Raw genomic sequence first — 22,791 nt, 5'->3', positions numbered from 1 at the left:
AAAAAGTGCTCCCAAAGTTGTTAGATTATGTCTAACAATTTTAGAGCACTTCACAAACGGCTAGCCTTCTTTATCATTATCTCCTTTGATGAGTGCCTTTAACTTGTGTTTATTCAATTAAGTTACCCTCATCATTTCATTTCACCTTGACGCAGAATAATTGGGTCATTATTGGTCACAGCATCTTTACGAATATCGAGATTAATTTTAGCTATTCTTATCATCTACTTCGCCTCCTTCAACCTTATAATCTTCATTTGTAATTTGTTTATATTGATCGACAGTGATATTGCCTAATTTTACAAAATAAGCCACTCCTTCATTATCATAACCACTAATATTGAACATCAATTTAATAAAATCAAACATTAATTAGTACCTCCATTTGCTGTATTTGAATTAGTTTGTGCAGCTACTAAAAGTGGTGCTATAAGTTTCCCCAATTGTGCCGCACTAGCGATAGCACTATCTGCTTTTTTATCAGCACTATTAGCTGTCACGATTGCTTGACCAACATTCTTACCAAGCAATGCATTAGCTTGAGTTGTTTCTTCATCTGGTGTCATGCCTGTTGAAATGTAGACTAATTTATTATCGGATTCTCTGATCGTCCATAAGTATTCAGTTTCAATAGAAAAGGCCGGATCACTTTCAACGAGTGTCCAACCTTCTTTTTTTGCCTGTTCTTTAGCAGCTTTTTCATTTGTATTGTTTGTGTTAATAACAATTTTATCTTCGTTTAATTTAACAGCAATCTTCATTTATATACCTCCTTAATATGGCGTTACCCTAGAAATTTCTACTTTAAACTCTTCATCACTCCACGCATTTAGTACATTGCTCCCCAGTATGATAGTCATATTAAAAGTTATTGAATTTGTTCCAATTTCAAAATATCCATTCTTAATTCCTCTAAAATATCTTTGGTAATGATGTGATCCAACGTCTTCTGCAATTGGAGTATAGTGTTGACTCATTGCAGTAGGATCGTACAATTTATCGGCAACTTCCATCATTCCTGTGGTAGGAATATAAAATTTATTACCAATAACTAATTCTTCTTTAGGAACCTTAAAAACAGAAGGTAATCCAATTGCGGTGTACTTAACATTTCCACCGGTGGTCTCTGTATTCATGGTAATTTCCAAACCATTCATAGTATTTGAATAGTAGTTATCTGTCCCAGACAATGTAATCGTTCCATTAGCATTACCAGAAAATAAAACTACTGATGGCGGTAATTGGGCAATTGGACCTTGAACATAAAAAGTATTAATCATAGAAATACCGAGATCATATCTTTCTCCCGTTTTTGTATCTGTTAAATTATCATATGCATAACCCGAAACCTGACTAACATCAATAGAATTATTTCCAGAATTATATTTGATATGTAACTCTGGGCTTTTTAATTCAGTTGCGGATTTGTCATTTTCTCCAATACCATTAAAAGTTACTACTAATTCATTCCCTGCAATTAAATTTTCCCTGCTAATTGATATAGGAAGATATTGAGTTACGACATAGCTGCCATCTTTTGCTTTATTATCCTTATCAAAAGCTAACGGTATGTCAGTCTCTTCTCCAGCTACTCCACGTGTTACTAAAATCTTTTTTAGATAAGGTACAAATTGTAACCCGTCTCCTACTTGATTAAGATTAGTTCCTAAATCATCTTTGAACGATAAAGTATTAACTTTAGTAGAATCGGTAGTACCAGTCCACTCAAGTTTTCTACCAGTTAAAGTACCATCTGATAAAAGTCCTGGTACGTAATTAACACCATTATCAATAGGGTTGTCTGGATCTGTATTGCCACCAGTATTGTTTGATGATGAGCCAAACCATTTTGATTCTAGAGAAATATAATTAGTTTTCAAGTCTGTTCTAGCAGTATGTGTTGTATTCCCTTTATCATCAATTATTTTAATTCCAACAGGCATTTTATTAACGCGTCCCCTTGCTGTATTATCAATCACGTTTACCATTAATCTGCCTCCAATTCTGATAGTATATATTGCCAATGCTTTTCAATGTCAGGATCAACTTGGCCAATATCAAAATCACTATTTAAAGCTGTTTGAATAGCCTTAGTAAAATCGTTGTTCTTGATAGCCTCTTCAATAACAGACATACGGTTGTTGTAGTCAGATAGCTTTGCCAAAACAATATCATCTAAGTTCTGAATGTTGTTCATAATCAAATCTGTATATGACTTTTGAAGCTGTCCTAACTCGTATAAAGCTCTTTCACCCTCACCCCAGTATTCCTTATGAGGAAGTTCATCAGGATAAAAATTACTGTCTTCTAAAATTCTCACATTGAAAAATAAAGTTTTAACAACATTTAAATTCTTATCTCTAAATTTGAAATAGGCGTTTCGATAATCTCCTGCATGAATAGTTGCTTCTTTTGGTAATGAGAAACTGATCAAGCCTGTGGTTGGATCTTTGGAATCAAAATTATTATCAGTTGTAATTGGAATACCTGCTGAATCTGTTCCAACGAAATCTCCATGCCATCCTGTTAGATCCAATTTATTACCATAATTCAACATCTGAACATCAACAGTAGCCAAACCACCCTCACCTTGCTTAGCCAAAAGAATCGGCATAACCCGTTTTGTAATCTGCCGCATATAAACACTTTGAGGACTGTTCATATTGTTTTCGTCAGATGAATCTAATCTGTCTAAATAAAATGCTTCTTCTTTACCAATATCAAAAATCATAATTTGAGGAATTGGTAAATCTGTTGTTACATCCATATAATTACTTCCTTTCTAAAATACTCCTGGTTTTTTAACCCCATTAGAAGTAGGATTTTCATTTTTTAAATGATCTATTTGTGACTGCAAGATACGTACTTCGTTATCAATTTCTTCTTTTTTATAATATTGATCAGAAAATTTACTTAAAAATTCCGCTGTTTTAGCAGAAATAATTGTTTCAACGAAACCTTTAAAGTTTCCGAATACATCTTTCAACTTATCAAAGTAGTTTTTTTGGCTAACTGAATAATCAACAACTGAATTAACAGTTTGTTGAATATGCTTAATATTATTGTTGTAATCATCCCTGGCATCAGAATTGACAATACCGTTAAATCCATCTAAATTCAATTTTGCTAAATAATCTGGAAACTCTGGAGAATCTGGCCAAACGACATTATCTTTAACGTCATTAAATTCATAAACTTCTGATTTATAACCTCCATTCTCATCTGGACTAGATATGATAACGTCTTTACCATTTTTGAACGTTAAAATTACACTCTTACCGTCCTTAGACTTGAGTTTCATATTTTGAGGAAATTCAGACTGCAATACTTCTTTTACTAAATCATCCAATTTATCAACTCCTTTCCTTCAAATCTGATAGTTGACCATCTGCCACTTCTAAATATTTATTGGTGGTAGCAACTTCAATCACGCCATTTTTCGAATCCTTAAACATAGCCTGTAAGTAACCATTTTCGATATCTGCAGGTTTATTTTTCGTATCTTTGTCAAAATAAAAAAGGCCTGAATTATTTAATAATTCAAAGTCTTCAATATATTTCGCATAATTATTTTTTTCATCGATTCTTTTATCCACAAACCCTGTTAATCCTTTAACAGCTAAATAGTGAGTCTGAGGATAATAATATTTTTGACTGATTGGATCCGCAATCCTTCTAATATCTGTCATTAGATCTCACCTACCTTTTGAGTCCAAGGACCAGCAATAAGTCCATTGGATAATGATATTGAGGCATTCCTACTAGCATTGACTAACGAACTTTGAATCGATAATTCATAATCCGTCAACGTTGTTGGAGTGGAATTCAAACTAACCTCATAAACATTCGAATAACTTAATGGATTGTATTTAACACTCACGACAGTAACCCAAGTAGTAAAATTCTCTGCAGGTATATCACAAAAGACCATATCTCCAGTTTCAAAAGAATCACTACCACTGTAGGTCAATGAAATATTAACTTCTGGTTCAGTCTTCATTTGAGCTAAGGCATATTTTCTCATTTCGACTGGATCCTCTATCTTATCATTGCTAACAGCTTGCCCTGGACGTTCTCCCCACTCGCTAATTGATTTAGAATCATAAACGATATAAGGAGGGAATGAATAACTTTGATTGTCTGAAGCATCATCACTATCATTTTCTTTTACTTCTTTTGGTTGAACATCCGTATCACCAGAAAAGGTAATATCATCAGCACAAATCCATTCATTAGTTGCAACTTGATACCAGGTTTTACCTCCAGCACCATTGCTAACTGAGGCATTAATCCGATATTGATTACCATTATTCAAGGTTCTACCAGGTACTTCATTTTGAGGTGTAAATGGAGAATCATAGACTTTAACGGTAGTTGGTTGAGTTGTAGTTGAATCATCCCTACCACCGTTATTTGTTGTTTCTGCAGCTTTAATAGTTCCTTGTCCTAAAACGTCAGTAATAACTCTATCTTCAGGTTGAATATCCCCTTCTTTATCAAAAGTTAGATATTTCTCATTGACCCATCCATTTGTTGAAACTCTATACCAGGTCTCATCATTAGAAGTAATTTTCGAATCCATAACCCACTTACTTCCATTAGGCAAATATTGAACAACATTTGTTGGATTGTCTGGATCAATTACTACTGGAGCACCATCAGCTTCCATTGTGCTAACAGAACCAACAGCAGTACCAATAGCGGTTGAATCTGCTGCAGCATTCGTCTTACCAAATACTTTTGCAATATTCTGTAAATCAGTAGTATCAATGCTTGCCTTAAACGTGGGAGTGTCATGAATGTATCTAAACGTTTTGTTAGTCTTATGTTGCCATTGGTCCATAATTACTAATTTAATGTGTTTATTGTCAGCAACCACTACTAAATTAAATTTCTCAATACATTCATTAATACAATCTAGTCCAGATTTATTACCATAATCTTCAAAAGTTGCGGTCTCATTTGAACCAACGACCTCCCAGGTATACCCCATATTTCCTAGCTCATTCTGATCAAATATAAAACTCATCATGTCGGTGGCTGACAATTTTCTTTTACCTGGTAACGTATCATATTGATAAACATATCGGCAATCAAACCAAATATGAGTGGCTGAAACCGTGCGTTTATTATCGTAGGCCTCATCGTCCTTATCGGCTTGTTTTATTCGATACTTCTGACCATTAAAGCAAATATAGTTTTCATTCTGCAATAATTGATAACCAATACTACCATCATTTTTAGCAGTGAAATCTATTTGATCAGATTGATTCATTTCCTTGTGATTACTTAATGAATCTCTTTGAATACACGTCAGTGTTTCCTGATACTGGCCTTTTCTATCACTGACAATATAACGAGGTAATTTAATCATAGATAAATGAAAGGAAAGTCAAAGGTAACTGTTCCAGTAAAGCCAGTCAAACTGAAATTGTTCCAACCCTTTTGTAAATTAATGGATCCATGATTAGTATTAATTTCGCAAGCATTACCATTCAAGAATGGATGAACTCCTTTCAATATCAATTTATCAGTATTAATTAAACTACCATTAAATTGAAATATATCCCCTGTATCACTATTAGTTAATACAGGACTTCCATTTCCCTCAAAAATAATGTTCAATTCATGATTCTGCTCATAGGGCTGAATATCAAAATCGGATGGATTGAATATTTTAAAAGAACCCTCATGTTGCGTGTAATTTAGATCCTCAAAAGGAAGATTCAAATTATTACTTAAAACATGGGGTTCTTTTTTTGTATCAATAGGAAAGTCGCTACTTCTGGCAACTGAATATAAATAAGCGCTCGGAATATCAAATTCAACACTAAACGTCTTATCTAAATATCCAATTGCTGTTATATCAAATGGCTTGGCAATACCATAAAAACATCTAGCAATATCATTACTTTGACGAACTCTTACTAACTTTCTGTGGAAAAACTTGTTATAAAGTTCATGACATTTTGCTTCAAAATCAATTTCATCGGATGTTTCTAGAAAAAAATTAGCCGTTGCAGTTCGAGAATCATATAAAATCGGTCCTTGTTGCTGCTGACCGTCAACACCGGTGTTACTGATCAAAGTTGTTTTTGTCTGTGGCGAACTTATTTTTAAATCTAAAAAATGCAACCCACGATAATCTTGGATTGCAAATTCATCTTCATTATTTGGTTTTAATAAAAGCGTATTAACACGAAACTTGCCATTAGTTAATATGGCCAAGACTATCACCCCATTTGATATTTAGTAATTTTTCTATCTTTTAATCCTAATTCATTCATCATTTTGTAAAGACTTTTTAAAACATTCGAATCATCAGGTTTTGAAACATCCCTTGAAATAATTTCAAGAATCTTGGCTAAAATTCTATTTTGAATTTGAGTCAACAATGCCTGCTGCTTTTGGTTTTCTTCAATCCTACTTGTATCAAAACTAACTGCAGAATTATTACCATCTCCAAATTTAGCCTGAGCTTCACTTAGAACTTGCATGGCTCTGGTTCTGTTAGTCAACGGAACAACCATTTCTGGACCTGCTTCACCGATGATTGCATTTGTTGCTTTAGTAATAACTCCACCTGCAGCCATTAATCTTGGACCGGAAGGACCACTAGCAGTACCACGCCATTCGCCATACTTACCGTTATAGCCCATACCCATATCAGAACGCCATGTAGCATCATTAAACAGTGCAATTAGTTGATCTAACGGATTCCAAATATTCTTGTGTCCAGGCATAGCGTAATTATTAAATGTTGGGTCAATATACTGCAAAATTCCTTTTGATGGTGTACCGGCTTTGGCATTATTATCAGTCAAATTAATAGCGTGTGGATTACCGCCAGATTCATTGCCGATAATGCGTTCAATCATATCTACATTAAAATCAGTTATCTTTTGGTGCATGTAAGCGGCGGCAGCCTTAATCATTGGGCCGTATGCAGTAGCAGGCATTGATTTGCCACTTCCACCCATAGACTCTACCATCTTATCCATAACACCTTGAATATGGTCTTTAACCCAGTCCCCGGCTTTTGAAGCTGTTTTATCCAAAGTTCCTTTGGCAAGTTCAGCATAAGACTCAATCTTAGGCATTATCTTGTTACCAGCAGTTGTCATTAAGGCCTTAGTATTTTCAATTGGATGTTCCATGAATTTAGACAAAGCTTCAAACTTATCGCCAATCCAAGAACCGACATTTTCAAGTGAGCCTTTAGCCCAATTAATCAATCCACTACCAGCACTCTCAATTTTGCCAATGACACCACCAGTAGCATAATGCTGAATTCCAACAGCATTCATAATGCCTTTAGTCTCATCGCCATTATAAATTCGAGTTCCTGCAGGTAACATTCCTGTCCAATTACGTTTGTGACTCATCATTAATTCACCACTAGGTAATTGAACTAGTTCCTTCCAGTTAGGACCTTTACCATCATTAATGACTGATAAATGTTGTTCTACAACACCACCTTGAGCAAATTTAACTTTACCAAGATGTGGAATATTAGTCTTCTTACCAGTGAAAAACTTCCATACTGAATCAATTGCATCAACACCAGAATTGATAACGCCAATTACAGCATTGATTCCATCAGCTGCAGTGGATTTGATTCCTGACCAAATTCCACCAAAGAAGTCGGCCATTCCTTGCCACATCTTAGACCAGGTTGAAGAAATAGCACTCAAAGCACTTGAAATAGAATTAGAAATGCTCGACATGATTGGACTAATAAAGCCTTTAATTCCATTAAAAATATTTTTAAAGAAATTGCTAATTGCGGTTAAACTCACATTCCAAGCATTGCTAATTCCATTCATCACTGAAGTAGCAATATTTGAAATAGCATTCATTATACCAATGAAGAAACTTCTAATTCCATTAAATATTGATCTAAAGAAATTACCAATACTTGATAATATTGGTCTGAAGAAATTACTAATACTAGTCCAAGAACTGCGCCAAGTGTTAGAAATACTCGACATAATTGACTTAAACCAATTTGATATGGCAGTCATGCTAGTTCGCCATGTATTACCTAATCCCGTCCAGAAATTCTTAAACCAATTTTTGAAAGGATTCCAGATCGCTTTGATACCATTGACCAATGATTTCATTAAATTCTTCATTGGCTGAATCAATGGTTTAGTAATCATAACGGCAATTCCGATTGGTAAAGCTAACGCATAAACTACTAATTTTCCAAAGCCTTTAAGAGCACCGACTAAAGCATTGAGCATCTTCTTACCAACTTTAGTAAAGTCAGAAACCCATTTGGATGTAGTATTAGTGACACTACTCCAAGCCTTATTTAATCCGGCAGATAATTGAGAGCCCCAGGTACTCATACCAGCAAAGATGGCTTTAAATTTACCTGGTATTTGACCTAACCATTTAACTAAATCATCAAATACTTTTTTAATAGTCTTGCCAACATTATTAACCGCATCTCTGAATGGTTTTATCTTATTGTAAGCAAGGACAAATGCGGTAACTAAAGCAGTAACAGCTACAACTGCTATACCTATTGGACCAGATAGACCTATGCCTACAAATGACAAAGCTCCTTTTATTGCACTAAAAGCTTTAATTAAATGGCCAACACTACTTATTATTGACCCAATAACTATTAATACTGGTCCTAGTGCTCCAACTATCAATCCGGCATTAACAATAAATGATTTTGTTCCTGGACTTAACTTAGAAAATGAATTAACTAAACTAGTCAGCTTTTTAATTAATGGAGTTATCGATGGTAATAATTGAGAACCAATAGTTGTTGCTAAAACATTCAAAGACTCCTTAAATTTACTCAAATTAGCATTAGCTGAATTATTCATTGTATTGGCAATTTTTTTAGTCGACCCAGATGCTTTTTCAGTCTTATTAGTCAAATCTGTTAATGCATCGCCACCCTCAGAAACAAGTGCATTCATACCTGCTTGAGCTTCGGTACCAAAAGCCATAGCTATAGCTGAAGCTTTTTGTTCCTTAGTCCAACCTTGTGTGTTTGTCTTAATCTTATCTAAGATTTGAGGCAATGTAAGAGCATGATTCTTAAAATCTTCGGCATTAATTCCCAGTTCTTTCATACCCTCAGCATTTTGTTTCGAAGGTTTCATCAATCTCGTTAATGCTGATCTAAGAGCAGTACCAGCAACGGAACCTTCGATACCTTGGTTTGACATCTCACCAATAGCTGCAGCAGTTTGTTCCAATGAGATACCAGCAGCATGAGCTGTTGGACCAACGTATGTCATAGCATCTCCCATGTCTTGGAAACCTGCTGCCGTTGCATTAGCTGTATAAGTCAAGGAATCAGTAACACGCTGAGTATTTTTCAACATTCCGGAAGTAGAAGTAGATTTTAATCCAAATTGCTCCAACGTTGAGGTGGAAACTTTCATTACCGAATTAAAATCATCCCCACTAGCTTTGGCAGCATTAAGAATTGAAGGCATAGCACCTAAAGTCTGCTTAGCTGAATACCCTCTTTTTACTAATTCCTCCATACCAGAATTTATAGAATTGGTTGAAATACCGTATTGAGTAGCCCATTTCTTTGACTCATCTGACATTTCCTGAAGTTCTTTTTTTACTTGCTTAACACCTTCACCATTTGTTTCTAGTAATGGCCTTATATTAGTCATTTGAGATGAAAAATCAGATGCACTTTTAACGGCATATCCAAAACCAGCAGTTAATGGTAAAGTGAATCTCGTTGTCATTGTCGAACCAGCACTCTTTAAAGCACCACCGACAGCATTCAATTTACCAGACAACTTATCTAAACGATCAGCTAACTGTGCCTGACTTGTTGAAAAGTTTTTAACTTTTTTTCCTAACTCATCATATTGAAATTGAGCTTTCGACTGTTCAGCATTCAATTCAGCAATCTTTGAACGTTGATTTTGTGTTTCTCGTGCATCACTGCCTTTAGCATCGATTAAATCTTGTAATTTAGCTCTTTCAGAAGCAATAATTTTGCTGTAATTATCAACTTCCTTCCCCAAAGCACGATACTTAACCAAATTGGCTTCAGTTTGTTTGCCTTGAGTCTGTAAACTATCAACTTCAACTTTAGACTGCTTTTGAACACGTTGAAGTGCTTCACGATAGGAATCAGTTCCACGTTCAGCTTCTTTCATCGCTACTTTTGCATTATCAAGTTGGCGTTGATATTGAGCTTGTTGAGTTTCGGCTTTATTCAACTGAGTAGCTACTTTCATAGCCGAATCAGAATACTCACCATTAACCTTGACCACTGTATCGTAGCGATCTTTCAAAGCTGAGATTTGTTTTTCATTTACTTCCATCAGCTTAGATAATTCTTCAACTTTAGAACTTGCCTTCTCATAGCTAGTGCCAGTTGTATCTAAGACTGATAGATTGGCTTTCATTTCACTCTTGGCTAATCTAAATTGATTTTGAATAGATTTCAGAGAATTTTCAAACTTGGTTGAAGTCATATCCAATTCAACAATCATTGAACCAATAGGTCGCCCACTACTTGCCATTTTACTGACACCCCCTTTAGAAGTTGTTGTAGAAGTCCTGTGCTGACATCATTTGAGTATCATCCGTTGAACCATCATCATCTGTTGATTTCCAGTGCAAATAACTTAGAAAACTATCAGCGTCTACATCATCAATATCTTTGTACGAAATACTATTTTGCATTTGAGCATCGGTGATTTGTTCACAAAGCGTGAGAGCTTCAGCTGCAGTTATTTTTTTGCTGGATGATTGGCGTCAGCTTCAACACCACCCATTGCATCAGCAAGAATATCACTTAACGTTGACATCCCATCAGATTCCAAACCATCATCAATAGCTTGAACAGTGACCTTAGGATTTTTGAATAATGAAGCAACTAATTCTTCCATGACATCCAAATAGACATCATCTTTACCTGACAGTTCAACGTATTTCTTTTCTTCCGCTGAAGTTAGTGCCTTACCGTTATCCATCTTCGTATTGAGAATTTTGAGCGAAGCGGCATCCTCTTGTTGCATCTTGTTAAACTTCAAAACTTTCTTTAACTCACCAAAAGAAATACGTGATTGTTCATAGTGTTTAGTTTCGTCAGTTTCTGGATCGTATAAATTAATTTTGATCATTATGCAGTTGCTCCTTCACTAGTTGTTGAACCGTCTGTTTTGTGGCCTTCTTTATCAAGTGTTTGGGTTGAATCGTCCAAATCACCGGTAAATCCTGGGAACATAACTTTGGCAAATTGTGCCAAAGTAGTTCCATTCGAATTTGAAGCTTTAGTTTTAACTAATTTCCCTAAACGTCTTGTAATGGCACTACCAGTAATAGATGGTTTTTCGGGTGTCATACCCTTATCTTCAGCTGTTTTGAAGTCATTTCCGTCTGTAGTAGCAAACTTAGCCTTAGCAATCCCAATCCACATAGGATTTTGATTCAAATCTTGAGCTTCAGCAATGATAGCAACATAGGGTTGTTTAACATCTGAAGTAGTCATATAAACGCCATCTTCATTAACTGTGTCGCCCAAAATGTCGGTTGAAACTTCAGAAGGAATTTCCATCATTGATAATTCAATTTTTCCTGTACCTGTCCCAGCGTCTGAAACAAAATAAGCAATATTTGATGCGTATTCAACGTTTAGTTGACCTGAAAAACCAGATGTTTTGAGCTCGATAGTACCACCTGAATTTTCATCAACAGTTACTACCTTTACGACATTTTCTTGATCGTCCATGATTCCAAGAAAAACACGTCTAAATCCCATGGAACCAATAGCCTTTAATTTATCTGCCATTTAAAAAATCTCCTTTATATTTTGAGTTTTGTTAAATCTAAGAATCAGACGTTGAACTTCGTAATTTTCATCCAATTCTTGAGTATCAAAAAAGCACTCAAATTGATGAGTGCTTAAATTTTTTTCTATTAAATTGTGATATTTTTCTACTTCTCTGTTAGTCGCTACCAAAACATTTACTTGGCAACTAACTGTTTCAAAATTCTTTCTATTACTAGCGTAGTCATTTGAATTCGTTGGTAAGGTATTAATTTGAATCATTGGAAATTCCTTATTCTGTAGCATCTCTTCTGGAATCTTCTTATTAATAAACAAATTAGTATCATTAAATCCCAGATTCATGTTTTTAATTAAATTGCCAACCTGGATTGCTGCAGAACGAATCATAATCCCAGTTCCTCCCTAACAGTTTTCTCCAAAGTATTTTTATACGCCTCTTTGCTTTGAGTAAGGGTGTTAGAAATAAATGGTTTAGGAGCTTGATTAATAGTTCCCAATTCAACGAAATGAACACGCCAATAAGTATCCTTACCGAAACCAACTTTTACTGCTCCAGTCTGATCAATCCCTGAATAAACAATATCGTCCTTCAAATGTTTAAATGTTGTTTTATGACCGGTTCGTTTATCCATTTCACGTTGAGCTTTCCAGGAACGATCCGATTGATTTTCATATGGAGTATTTTCTTCCAAATTATGAACCACCACATCCCGACCAGCTCGCAATGCTTTATTTCTAATCGTCTTACCTTTTCGACCAAGCGAAGAAAGATTTGAAGTAATATTTTCATCCAAACTAAAACTCACTTTTGACCAATCCTTTCACATAGAATTACATCCCATTCACCGTATTGAGTATCATAATCGACTGCTTTAATTTGATACTCAATATTTTCCGGGTTTACCAAGTGAATTAGGTGCATGTCAGACGTGATGAGTGGTTCAGTTCGCTGTCTATGACGGATAATGAACTGTACTTGATTCCTGAGGGCTTCCAAATTTTGGGCAATTTCATCAGCTTTTTTGGTTCTCTCCATCGCATACAATTTTTCATAGATAACTTTATCTTCACCTGGTATTGAATCACCATAATCATCAACTGAATCTTTACCTTTTGAAACGATACGAATTCGTTCATTCAAATCACCAGTTTTAGCTATCGCCATTATCTTGAGTCTCCTTCCAAATTTTAAATTCGGGTTTCAACTGTAAAATAAAAGTCTGCACGCCATAGTAAGTTTCTTTCTCCTTACTTGAAGTCGTTGCAGACTTATTTTTGTAATAATAATCGGTTAACATTTGAACTGCTAAATCAAATCTTTTGTTATTTTGATAAAATTCATCCTCTTTTGAGCCACCAATAGATGAAATCATCGTATCAATAGCAACATCATGATACATTTTAATTTCATCATTATCGGTATTATCAATTCGAAGATTGTCCATAAGTTGATCTATATTATCATAAGCCATTTAATCACCAGCCTTACTTATCGGCAGGAACCAGTCCTAATAAATCATCCTTAGTTGTTTTACCAGTTGTATCAATTTCATGAGCTTTCAACCAAGCGGTGATTTCGGCTACCGTTTGAGAATTTGTTGGTTTTACATCGCCATTGGGATCAAAGGATTCTATTTTGTCCCCATCTTCGTTTGATGGGGGATCTATTTTCCCGCCGTAACATTAGCCAAACGGAATGCTGAGGCTAACAGAATTTGATGATCAAACCATGCAGTCAATTGGAAATAATTAATACCTTTATCGTAATCTTTCCATTGTTCGTACAATGTTTGAGCAATTTCGTAATTCAATTGAGCGTACGTAAAGTTACCTACAACTGGTTCAGTTGCTAATTCATTGAAACGTACTGGATAACCAAGAATTTCTTCGGGTTTCTTACCGAACAAATCACCGCTATTATTTACCAATTCTTTAATCATAGACATGTAAGTAGGACGTGTCATATAAATCTTCATACCGTTTTGGAATCTGTCCTTAACGTCAGCGGCTGCATTAGTAATAGCATCAAAGGTAGATGAACCATCAATTGACTTGATTCCAACTTCTTTAGCATAGAAGCTCATATGTTCTTCACCAGCTTTAGGAGTCTTAGCAAATGCTACACGCTTTTCCTTAGCTGCTAAACCTGCTTGAAGTGCTGCGTTTGTGTATGAAACTAATGCTGAATCAGTACCTAATAGGATTGCTTCTGAAAGTGCGGCTTTAATCTTAGTTTTGAATCGTCCAAACGTAACTGTATCGCCTTTAGTTTTCAATTCTTTAGCAACTTCCTGATCGTTAACAAAATCATCATCATCAATTTGGAAACGTACACGTGGCAAAATCAAATTAGTAATACCTGATACAGTTTCATCTTGACGTAATGGATTATCATCTAATGGTTCAGTGATAATTTTATTTGACACAGTTACAGGTAGAAATGCTTGACCACCAGTACCATTGTCGCCAGTGCCGTTATCATCACCAAGAACTTGAAGAATTTCTTTAGACGGAGCTTCATTACGCATAACTGAGCGAATCAATTGAGCATATGCATGAGTCTTCTTTTCCTTTGGATCAATATTAATAAATCCCTTATTCTTATTCTTTTCAAGTTTTTCCTTTTTATCGACTTGAGCTTTCAAAAGATTATAACGATTTTCAAGCCCGTCAGCCTTTTGACTAAGTGCATTTAAGTCCTTATCAGGAAATGATGGATTACCAGCTTTCATAGCAATTTCATCATTAACTTGTTGAAGCTCTTGACCTACTTGAGATAGGTTATCTTTCATTTGATATAGAGTTACTGTCATTACATTATTCCTCCTAATGTTTGTTCAATTTGTTTATTTTTATTTTTAGCTTTTTCAATTAGTTTCTTTCTCTCGTCAGAAATATCGTTGATTGGTTTGTTGTTAACTTGAGATGGCAAATTATGAAACATATCCTTGAATTTATCAGGGACAACACAAGCAACTGCTTTATTAGCTTCTAAGACTTCATCAGCAAGTCCATAATTGACTGCCTCTTCTGCCGTTAACCAAGTTTCATCATCCATTAATTGTTTTAAGGTATTCTCATCAATTTTGCCATCAGATTTAGATAAGTAAGTTGAAACTGAAGTTTCTCTGATTCGATCTAAATCATCAGCTTGTTTTCTGAGTTCCTTTGCATTTCCCATAACAAATGTCATTGGATTATGAATCATTAACATAGAATTTTCAGGCATATAAATAGTGTCACCACTCATAGCGATGACACTTGCAATTGAAGCTGCTAATCCGTCAACGTAAACATTAACGTTCGCTTTATTTTGTTTTAATTGATTAAAAATTGAAACTCCTTCAAATACGGAACCACCGGGACTATTAATGTGTAAATTAATAGTTTTAACATTACCTAATTGCTTTAAAGCATCACGAAATGATGTCCCACTCGTTTCAGAGTCATAAAACTTATCAGCAACGATTTCACCATCAATATTAATGTCAGCTGTATCACTGCTTGTTTGGGTCATTTCCCAAAACTTTTTCGGTGTCTTCTGTTGTGGCATTCTTTGTCACCCCCTTTCTTTGTGTTGGATCCATATCAATTGGATATAAATCGCCAGAAACAAATAATTTATCAGCAAATTCATCTGAAGATTCAGGCAAATCCTCCAAATCCAAAATATCATTAGTCGTGTATACACCGTTTCGTCTCATAATTTGATAGAAATTGGCACGTGCCTGCATATCACCGCGAAGTAATGAGTTCATATTGAACTTAAAATAACTACCTGCAGTTAATTCTTCAGTAGTTAAAAGTTTCTTTTCAAACTCTTGTTCATATTGCCGAACGATTGGCGTTAAAGTCATTTGAACGAATTGAGTCATTAATTGTTCATTAGAACTAAACGTTCCACCTGAACTAGCATTTAAAAATTGAAGTGGAACATTAAAAGCATTAGCAATTCGCTTGTCGGTAATGTCATCTTCATTTTTTAAATCCGCAGAAACAAAATTTCTATCAATCGAATTAATTTCGACACCAGGCTCTTGAAAAAGAACACCAGAATTAGAATCATAATATTTTTTAAACATATCAATTACTTGTTGTTGTTTTTCTTCAGAAACGTTAGCTCCATATTTCAAAATAAAACTATCTTTTCGACTCATCTCACCTAGTGAGAATTCCTTAACAGCGTTATCAAAATCTAATGCTCCTTTTAAGACATCAAGTGGAGAAATTCCAGCATATCTTGAGGATCCTGTAATGTGCTTAACGTGAATAATATCCTGGTTAAATACATAAACGTTTAGATTAAATAGTGCTGAAGTGACATGATACCAAAGTGTTTGATCATCCCTATTAATCATTGGTTCAACATCCAAAGGATTAATTGGAATCAAACTTTTAGGTGCATTATAAATATCTCTTTCAATGATCGCATAGCCATTACCATAAGTGTTTCTATCGGCCTCAAGTCGATTGATAAAATCATATGAAGTCATATTCTCATTAGGTACGTGTTTAAGTAAATTACTAACACTGTTATCCACTTCTTTTCGCTTCTGCAGTTCTTTTAACGGCAATGAAGCCAAAGTATTAGATAAACGTGTAATAACACTAAAAACGGTCTCATTAGTTTCTAGTGTGTGTTGCTTTGAGCCATTTAAATTTTTTCCAAACCAATCAGTAAAATTAAAAGCCTTACCTGACCAGGGCTTTTTACTTGATGAATTGGATTGAAACAATTGCTTGAACCTACTCATTAGGCCCATTTAATCACCTCCTCACTAATCGAAAGATAGAAATTTAATATCACTACCTTGTTTGCTAATCAATTTATTAATCACATCAACGTGAGCATCCAATAAAGCTGCAAAACCATCAATCTTTCTCGATAAGGTTTGCTTTTGTGGCATCCAATTATCATTACGATCTTTAATTAACTTGATGTTGTTCAAATACCATCTAAACAATTTAGAATTGTTATAAATTACCTTGCCATCAAGTAGCAATTCTTTTAAGTTTTGCATTGGTCCACCAAGTGTCTTAAAACCTTGTCTAACCTTTTGAGTATCAAATCCATAATCAGTCATGGCTTTATTCAAAAGTAAGGCTTTAGCAGGGTCAAACATTACCTTAGTTATCTGATAGATTTTGCTCATGTCTTTAAACCAATCTAAAACATACTCATACTTAACGTAATCTCCTGGTATTATTTCCAGATATCCAGCTTGTTCCCATGCTTTGATACGCTCTGGATTTTTGTCACGTTTGTAACGTGCTTCAGGAACCCAGGTCTTTTCGAGTACAAAAATACCGCCGTCATCTAATGGGAATTCAAGACAAGCAGCGGTAAAATCTTCTGTTTCTGATAGATCATATCCACCAGTACAATCTCGACCTTCTAATAATTTAAGGTTGAGATTTTTATTATTTTTAAGGATAGTTTCGGTATTAACAAAACTTAATTCGTCAGTTTCACTGAAAATATTGAACTGTTTCGTTATCCAATCGGCCAACTCTTGTGGGTTTTTATGATCTTTCTTGTAATCACCAATCATATCAACCATTTCCATCAAACAAATATTAGGATTGGCTTTAACCCACATCTCAGGATCATTAGCTTCTTGTGGATCATCAAGTTTGGCCAAATAGTAAAACGTTCTTTCATCAATATGGTCATCATAATTCTTCAAACAATCTTGACCGTTATCAACAAAATCCATCAATGGACCATCCAAAACTGTTCCGGCGGTAGAAATATAGATAATTAATGGCTGTTTACGAGTACCACGGGAACGTTTCATAACATTGATTAATTTATAATCCTTGTACTCATGAATTTCATCGAAAACAGCGAAATGTAGGTTCTCACCATCCTTGTTAGTTTTTTCAGCTGACATAGGAACAATGGTACATTTACGTTTAGGAAATCTGATCTCGTTATTATTTGCTACAAAACGATTAGATAAGAATGGCGATGCATCAATCATAGCTTTAGACTCATCAAACAGCTTGTGAGCTTGCTTTTGAGCATTAGCAAGGAAATATACATTAGCTCCTCGTTCGCCGTCAAAACCAGTCATATAGTCAGCAAGACCAGACTCTAGTGTTGTTTTACCATTTTTACGACCAACAAATATCAATCCTTCACGAAATCGTCGATAACCAGTATCACGATGAACCCAACCAAATAGACTTCCAACAACAAAATGCTGCCAGGGTTGAAGAACCAATTGCTTAAAATCACCCTTAGAAGGCTTACACTTCGATTCAATAAAACGAATTGGTCTCCAGGCTTTTTCCTCATCAAATACCCAAGGAAAATCATCTGTTCCTTGACGGTCCAAATCTTTTAGATGTCGTTCACATGTAGCAACCACTTCTTTACTTGCAGGGATATCACCGTCAACAACCATTTTGGCGTAATAGTTGGTCAATAAAATAGGGCTAGGCTCTTTTAAATAAGCCCAACCCTCACGATCACTTCGATACTTATCCCACCACTTTGTAAGTTGCGTATAAGAATAATCTAAGATATTAGTCGAATTCGTCATCATCATCCCCTTCATTATCATCAGGCATATTAATTGCTAACGATGCTCTTGACCCTGGTGTCAATCCTAATTCATTTGCTAATTTATCCAGCAATTGAGCCGAATTACGTTTTTCACGAATAAATGGATTGACTCTGCCTTTCATCATGTAACCTTTCTGCTTTATTTTTCTATCAAATGAATGATAGTCAGCAAGCGTATCACAATAAAGAGCCAGAGTATTTACATCCCCATTAGTCAAAAGTTGAGTAGGTTCCATCATTTCAACGATTCTACTAAATTCTTTAGCGCCTGTTTTAGTCAACCAAGATGGAGGAATCAACTTATCTCGTGGCAAGGTCAATTTGTCTTCATTTTTCTTTCGTTTATGTAATTCTTTTTTGGTAATGTTGTTTGGATTGCCTTCCATTAAATGAATCAATGAACTTTTTGCTGTTTGTGGCAAAAATTTTCCTCCTTTCCACCCGACTAAAAAAGCTCAAACCATTGATACATAATGGTTTGAGCTTGAAGTGGATTAATATTTTTTTATTGAAAAACGAATTTATTGCGAAAAAGGGACCACACCGTTGTCTGGGATTTCAATAAAATATTTTTTGAGATAGGGGGGGCTACCAAAATAATTTGTCATCATCTTTGTTCGATGAGAATTTAAAAACATCAGAACGTTTTTTGACTGCCACTTCATGTTTAAAATATTTCTTATTTCCAGAACTCTTTTCAGGGTGCTCTTGATTATGGTGTTCTAAACATATGACCTCCAAATTATCTTGATCAAGTCTCTTTGACCAGTCATCCTTTAAAGGAACAATATGATGAACTGTTTTAGCAACTGTTATCTTTCCTTCACGTAAACAATCTTGACAAAGGTAATGCTGACGTATGAGTGTTAGCATCCGTGCATCATGCCATGCCTTTGTGTGATAGAACTTAATATACCTATCAGTCTTTCCAAACAATAGATGCACTCCAGTTAATGTCCGAGCCATCATCTGGCTTAACAAGCTCATATTCTCTAGCTTTCAATGCTGCTTCTAAGTCTGACTTATGTATTGTGATAGTTGATCTAATAAACTTACCGTTGCTAGCTTCAGTTCTATCAGTCTTGAATGGTATACCATCAAGTCCTTGCATTGCTTGGTCATATTCATCTTCAGACATTACAATTACTTTCTTCATAAACAATTACTCCTTCGACCAAAGTATGAGCATTTGCCGTCCAAATATAGATTCTTATCCCAACCTTGATGTAACAAGATTGGACAATTAGTATCATCAGACCAATAACTTAGACTCATACTGTTAACTCCATCAGGATCAGGGTTATCAGTATCAGTCACATAATGATAATCAAAGTCATGTATACCTTCGATACGTTTACCAAAATCATCATAGATAATTGGTGCTTTATTAGGATGTATGATTATCTTCACGAGTCATTCCTCCTTTGAATACAACGTACTTCTTTAATATATATCTATCACTATCAACCTTGTAATATTCCTTACCATTAATTCTATTTATCGATGTTAATCGCCAGAATGTATCATTAGGCATACTTCCCACTGTTTTGCCTTTACCATTGACTACTGGTACATCTAGCTTATCCTTACTACGTACCGTACCTACTGCCACTCCAATTGACTTCATATGTTTGTCCCTCTTTTTAGTTTGCTTATCAACATCACCAATCATCTTAGCTTCTTCCTTAGTCATATAACCAGCCTTTGTGTGAATCATCTTAGCCATCATTAACTACTTCCCAATCGTTGCTAAATAGTTCAATATTCGTTTCTTTCCAAGGGACACGGCCAAATCTTGATTCAACGTATAAATACGGTGCTGTCATTTTACTGTGCTCATCCGGATACTGAGCCTTAATAGATACATCCTTATTCCATTGTGGTAATCGCATTGCCTTGCCATGTTTAACTTCTTCAAATGCTTTACTAAATGTCATATTCTTTTCCTCCAAAATAAAAAGACCAGCCATAATTGACTGATCTTCTTTATATAGTCAGGCATGGAATCGAACCATACACCATCATTTGTATTTAGCGTTACCCTTTGCGCCACCGACTACCGTTGTTGTTTTACAAAAGAATCAATTAACGTTTTCTTTTATATTTTATGACCGTTTTCCGCCGGCCAATGTGAGAATGAGGATTCGAACCTCAAGCTAAATTGGAAGGAAAAACATTTAAATATTGTTGAGGGAAATACTAATTATTTTTTTAATTTAGCCCACCCATGTGTTCTCACGAAATGAAGAGCGTTATCATAACTCTTCTAACAAATGAGCTCCTTTTAAGCGGTAGAGTAACCGCATATCTCTTAATCTTTCGATAATACTAATATAACACGTAAAGTGGTCGCTTGTGTAACGCTCTTTCATCGCTAAAACATCGCTAATACGTCGGCATTACATCGCTTTTTTTATTTTCTGGAATATAAACATGCAAATCGTAACAATCAATAAAAGCGTCAGCAAAATATAGCAAAGCCATATTCTTTAGTTCATTACATCGCGTTTGTCCATAGCCTAATAATTCTTGCAAATCAATGTTCGTCATATTATGGATATAATAATTTTTCAAAATAACCATATAATCATGTGGACAGTTGCTAATAAGTTTCATCGTTATTTGGATATATTCCTTTGCACCTAATTTACCCACAATTTTATCCTCTTGAGTATTTCTCGTATTAATTCCGCTCCCAATACGATCAAAACTTGGAGACTGCACATACGTGAGACTCATGTGAGATTGAGCAATTAATCTTGGAAATTCATGCTCAAAATAATTTTTAACATTCTTAATTGTTTTTTCTTCATCAATATCTGGTAATAGTAATCCCACGATATATACAGCCTCCACTTATGATATAATTGATTTGCTGGAACCAATTAATTAGCTGCTCACGTTGTGGGTGGCTTTTTTGTTGTCTATTTACCTGCCTTGATATACTTTTTAATCATTCCAATCACTTCCCAATGCCGGTAGAATCAAAATAACCATCATGAAGCCACTTCTTAATACTCCGATAACTGAACTAGCAAATATAAAATTAATTAAGGCACCTAGAAAACCAATTATAAATACCCAGCCCCAAACGTTAATTTTCATTTCTCAGCCTCTGGGAATAAGTCATAAAAATCAAAAGGCTCTAAAATCATTAGCCTACCTGCTGGTGTAGTAACAATATATTGGCCAACACGTAAAGGTTGATTGTATACTTCATCTTCCTCATATCTACTAGATAACTTTAAAGCATAGCCAATACCACCGTAATAAAGACTTGACTTCCAAAACTTAATTGGATAACGTGACATCATTTCTTTACTACCGTCAAACGCTTCTGCTTTAACTGTTGTTGTGTATGTTTTAATCATTAGTCTTCCTCCCAAACGACAGGCGTAATAGTCCTAACCAACGCATTCATAGGACAAAATATTTCAGCATATTCCAGCACCGCGTTTATATCGTCTTCACTTAGGCCTCTTTCATCACAAAGCTTTTCTCTAGCCTCATCATAAACACCTACTGTCATTTCATTTCGGATATTACAGCGACTATTTAGTATTGATTCCATCGGGATTGGTGCTAATTTTTTTGCTTTCATTTTTCTAACCCTTTCATAAAAAATATCCAACGTGTCTTAGAACGCTTGTCACCAAACTCTGGATTTTGGCCAAACAAATCTAATACTTCTTTTAATGGAATCTGTTCAGTCTTCCTCGGCTTTATGATAGTTATCCCAGACATAACTATAATTCGCATCTTCAAGATATCCAGTAATGGAATGTAAAAAGTCACCGAAACTTTCCGTGTATTTTGTTTCCTCTAGTTCCTTTCGTTCATCTTTAGTCCAACCATTTAAAATTCTCATATTTTTCACTCCAAATGTCTCTTTCTTAACCTCTTATTTCTTCTGGCATTCAATCGCTGCCACTCATCATCTTCTCGATATAATTTTTTACCGATCCTGTTGTTTTGACGTATTATGTCTTCTATATAAAAAAGCTCTTTATGCATAGCAGCTGCTATTTCTTTATTCTTATATCTGTTTTCTCGCATTTGATAGACTGCTAAATTGTCATCTGTCATTTTCATCATCTAATTAAAATCGCTAAGATTTAACCGTCCTAACCTAATCATTTCTAATTTTGCCAAATGTTCTTGATTGGCCTTGTCAATAAGCTCAACATCTTCATCGCTAATATGTAAAGCATCAGCAATTTCAACACACGGATACTTATTGCAACGCATTTCATACACGGCACAATTTAAATCTTTTAGCAAGTTCGTCTTCCCACAGAATTGATTGAATTATTCTGTTTTTAGTCTCATCACTAAGCTCTCTGTCGGCATTTCTAAATTCTTTTGGCATAGCATAAAAATGCTTTTGAATATAAATAATTGCTCGAACAATGTTGTGACATTCATC

At 35.0% G+C, this 22,791-nt stretch carries 33 protein-coding genes; all 33 read right to left on the bottom strand.

Annotated elements, in window-relative coordinates; translation table 11 throughout:
- Positions 1-207: 207 nt before the first annotated feature.
- Positions 208-369, bottom strand: a complete 162-nt coding sequence (locus FC88_RS12625) for an XkdX family protein (protein WP_083484583.1) — start codon at positions 367-369, stop codon at positions 208-210.
- Positions 369-761 (bottom strand): lysozyme family protein, encoded by a 393-nt coding sequence (locus FC88_RS06385; protein ID WP_057813921.1) that lies wholly within the window; start codon positions 759-761, stop codon positions 369-371. The genes FC88_RS12625 and FC88_RS06385 overlap by 1 nt, the downstream gene beginning before the upstream one ends.
- A 12-nt stretch (positions 762-773) precedes the next feature.
- Entirely contained in the window at positions 774-1,988 is a 1,215-nt protein-coding gene (locus tag FC88_RS06380; RefSeq protein ID WP_057813919.1) for a hypothetical protein, read from the bottom strand.
- Positions 1,988-2,767 carry a BppU family phage baseplate upper protein gene (locus FC88_RS06375; RefSeq protein ID WP_057813917.1) on the bottom strand — a complete coding sequence of 260 codons (780 nt, stop codon included), beginning with the start codon at positions 2,765-2,767 and terminating at the stop codon, positions 1,988-1,990. Before FC88_RS06375 ends, FC88_RS06380 begins: the two co-directional genes overlap by 1 nt.
- Before the next feature lie 15 nt (positions 2,768-2,782).
- Positions 2,783-3,349: a hypothetical protein gene (locus FC88_RS06370; protein ID WP_057813915.1), complete on the bottom strand. Its 567-nt coding sequence runs from the start codon at positions 3,347-3,349 to the stop codon at positions 2,783-2,785.
- A 4-nt stretch (positions 3,350-3,353) separates the two neighbouring features.
- A complete protein-coding gene (locus FC88_RS06365) occupies positions 3,354-3,689 on the bottom strand; it encodes a hypothetical protein (protein WP_057813913.1) in 336 nt (111 codons plus the stop codon).
- The gene (locus FC88_RS06360) at positions 3,689-5,374 is read right to left on the bottom strand and encodes a prophage endopeptidase tail family protein (protein WP_083484582.1); all 1,686 of its coding nucleotides are present in this window, start codon (positions 5,372-5,374) and stop codon (positions 3,689-3,691) included. Before FC88_RS06360 ends, FC88_RS06365 begins: the two co-directional genes overlap by 1 nt.
- Positions 5,371-6,228, bottom strand: coding sequence for a phage tail domain-containing protein (locus tag FC88_RS06355; protein WP_057813909.1), 858 nt, complete (start codon positions 6,226-6,228; stop codon positions 5,371-5,373). Before FC88_RS06355 ends, FC88_RS06360 begins: the two co-directional genes overlap by 4 nt.
- Positions 6,229-6,233: 5 nt before the next feature.
- Positions 6,234-10,523, bottom strand: coding sequence for a phage tail tape measure protein (locus FC88_RS06350; protein ID WP_057813907.1), 4,290 nt, complete (start codon positions 10,521-10,523; stop codon positions 6,234-6,236).
- Positions 10,524-10,539: 16 nt separating this feature from the next.
- Positions 10,540-10,686 (bottom strand): hypothetical protein, encoded by a 147-nt coding sequence (locus tag FC88_RS12865; protein WP_157060444.1) that lies wholly within the window; start codon positions 10,684-10,686, stop codon positions 10,540-10,542.
- Positions 10,687-10,733: 47 nt separating this feature from the next.
- Positions 10,734-11,126: a phage tail assembly chaperone G gene (gpG, locus tag FC88_RS06345; protein WP_057813906.1), complete on the bottom strand. Its 393-nt coding sequence runs from the start codon at positions 11,124-11,126 to the stop codon at positions 10,734-10,736.
- A complete protein-coding gene (locus FC88_RS06340; protein WP_083484580.1) occupies positions 11,126-11,794 on the bottom strand; it encodes a major tail protein in 669 nt (222 codons plus the stop codon). The genes gpG and FC88_RS06340 overlap by 1 nt, the downstream gene beginning before the upstream one ends.
- Positions 11,795-12,181: a hypothetical protein gene (locus tag FC88_RS06335; protein ID WP_057813904.1), complete on the bottom strand. Its 387-nt coding sequence runs from the start codon at positions 12,179-12,181 to the stop codon at positions 11,795-11,797.
- Positions 12,178-12,600, bottom strand: a complete 423-nt coding sequence (locus tag FC88_RS06330) for an HK97-gp10 family putative phage morphogenesis protein (RefSeq protein ID WP_057813901.1) — start codon at positions 12,598-12,600, stop codon at positions 12,178-12,180. Before FC88_RS06330 ends, FC88_RS06335 begins: the two co-directional genes overlap by 4 nt.
- A complete protein-coding gene (locus tag FC88_RS06325; RefSeq protein WP_057813899.1) occupies positions 12,597-12,959 on the bottom strand; it encodes a head-tail adaptor protein in 363 nt (120 codons plus the stop codon). The genes FC88_RS06330 and FC88_RS06325 overlap by 4 nt, the downstream gene beginning before the upstream one ends.
- Positions 12,946-13,239, bottom strand: a complete 294-nt coding sequence (locus tag FC88_RS06320) for a head-tail connector protein (protein WP_162256537.1) — start codon at positions 13,237-13,239, stop codon at positions 12,946-12,948. Before FC88_RS06320 ends, FC88_RS06325 begins: the two co-directional genes overlap by 14 nt.
- 219 nt (positions 13,240-13,458) lie before the next feature.
- Positions 13,459-14,607 carry a phage major capsid protein gene (locus FC88_RS06315; protein ID WP_057813895.1) on the bottom strand — a complete coding sequence of 383 codons (1,149 nt, stop codon included), beginning with the start codon at positions 14,605-14,607 and terminating at the stop codon, positions 13,459-13,461.
- The gene (locus tag FC88_RS06310; RefSeq protein ID WP_235526916.1) at positions 14,607-15,347 is read right to left on the bottom strand and encodes a head maturation protease, ClpP-related; all 741 of its coding nucleotides are present in this window, start codon (positions 15,345-15,347) and stop codon (positions 14,607-14,609) included. Before FC88_RS06310 ends, FC88_RS06315 begins: the two co-directional genes overlap by 1 nt.
- The gene (locus FC88_RS06305) at positions 15,292-16,557 is read right to left on the bottom strand and encodes a phage portal protein (RefSeq protein WP_057813893.1); all 1,266 of its coding nucleotides are present in this window, start codon (positions 16,555-16,557) and stop codon (positions 15,292-15,294) included. Before FC88_RS06305 ends, FC88_RS06310 begins: the two co-directional genes overlap by 56 nt.
- Before the next feature lie 15 nt (positions 16,558-16,572).
- A complete protein-coding gene (locus FC88_RS06300; protein WP_149029890.1) occupies positions 16,573-18,342 on the bottom strand; it encodes a terminase large subunit in 1,770 nt (589 codons plus the stop codon).
- The gene (locus FC88_RS06295; RefSeq protein WP_057813891.1) at positions 18,326-18,787 is read right to left on the bottom strand and encodes a phage terminase small subunit P27 family; all 462 of its coding nucleotides are present in this window, start codon (positions 18,785-18,787) and stop codon (positions 18,326-18,328) included. The genes FC88_RS06300 and FC88_RS06295 overlap by 17 nt, the downstream gene beginning before the upstream one ends.
- 166 nt (positions 18,788-18,953) lie before the next feature.
- Positions 18,954-19,238 carry an HNH endonuclease gene (locus FC88_RS06290; protein WP_235526915.1) on the bottom strand — a complete coding sequence of 95 codons (285 nt, stop codon included), beginning with the start codon at positions 19,236-19,238 and terminating at the stop codon, positions 18,954-18,956.
- 46 nt (positions 19,239-19,284) lie between these two features.
- Complete coding sequence (locus tag FC88_RS06285) at positions 19,285-19,521, bottom strand: hypothetical protein (protein ID WP_057813888.1); 237 nt, start codon at positions 19,519-19,521, stop codon at positions 19,285-19,287.
- A complete protein-coding gene (locus FC88_RS06280; RefSeq protein ID WP_057813886.1) occupies positions 19,518-19,775 on the bottom strand; it encodes a hypothetical protein in 258 nt (85 codons plus the stop codon). The genes FC88_RS06285 and FC88_RS06280 overlap by 4 nt, the downstream gene beginning before the upstream one ends.
- Positions 19,753-20,094: a hypothetical protein gene (locus FC88_RS06275; protein ID WP_057813885.1), complete on the bottom strand. Its 342-nt coding sequence runs from the start codon at positions 20,092-20,094 to the stop codon at positions 19,753-19,755. The genes FC88_RS06280 and FC88_RS06275 overlap by 23 nt, the downstream gene beginning before the upstream one ends.
- Positions 20,084-20,302: a Thoeris anti-defense Tad2 family protein gene (locus FC88_RS06270; protein ID WP_010019138.1), complete on the bottom strand. Its 219-nt coding sequence runs from the start codon at positions 20,300-20,302 to the stop codon at positions 20,084-20,086. The genes FC88_RS06275 and FC88_RS06270 overlap by 11 nt, the downstream gene beginning before the upstream one ends.
- A gap of 448 nt (positions 20,303-20,750) precedes the next feature.
- Complete coding sequence (locus FC88_RS06265) at positions 20,751-21,203, bottom strand: ArpU family phage packaging/lysis transcriptional regulator (protein WP_057813882.1); 453 nt, start codon at positions 21,201-21,203, stop codon at positions 20,751-20,753.
- 111 nt (positions 21,204-21,314) lie between these two features.
- Entirely contained in the window at positions 21,315-21,470 is a 156-nt protein-coding gene (locus FC88_RS12860) for a hypothetical protein (protein WP_157060443.1), read from the bottom strand.
- Positions 21,467-21,736: a hypothetical protein gene (locus FC88_RS06260; protein ID WP_057813880.1), complete on the bottom strand. Its 270-nt coding sequence runs from the start codon at positions 21,734-21,736 to the stop codon at positions 21,467-21,469. Before FC88_RS06260 ends, FC88_RS12860 begins: the two co-directional genes overlap by 4 nt.
- Complete coding sequence (locus FC88_RS06255) at positions 21,736-21,966, bottom strand: hypothetical protein (RefSeq protein ID WP_057813878.1); 231 nt, start codon at positions 21,964-21,966, stop codon at positions 21,736-21,738. The genes FC88_RS06260 and FC88_RS06255 overlap by 1 nt, the downstream gene beginning before the upstream one ends.
- On the bottom strand, positions 21,963-22,124 hold the full coding sequence (locus tag FC88_RS12855; RefSeq protein WP_162256536.1) for a hypothetical protein: 162 nt from the start codon (positions 22,122-22,124) through the stop codon (positions 21,963-21,965). The genes FC88_RS06255 and FC88_RS12855 overlap by 4 nt, the downstream gene beginning before the upstream one ends.
- A gap of 114 nt (positions 22,125-22,238) precedes the next feature.
- On the bottom strand, positions 22,239-22,460 hold the full coding sequence (locus FC88_RS06250; protein ID WP_057813876.1) for a hypothetical protein: 222 nt from the start codon (positions 22,458-22,460) through the stop codon (positions 22,239-22,241).
- Positions 22,461-22,613, bottom strand: a complete 153-nt coding sequence (locus FC88_RS06245; RefSeq protein WP_162256535.1) for a hypothetical protein — start codon at positions 22,611-22,613, stop codon at positions 22,461-22,463.
- Positions 22,614-22,791: the final 178 nt, after the last annotated feature.

The sequence above is a fragment of the Companilactobacillus futsaii JCM 17355 genome, assembly GCF_001435505.1.
Classification (GTDB): domain Bacteria; phylum Bacillota; class Bacilli; order Lactobacillales; family Lactobacillaceae; genus Companilactobacillus; species Companilactobacillus futsaii.
This window is presented reverse-complemented; position numbering and strand designations above follow the sequence as displayed.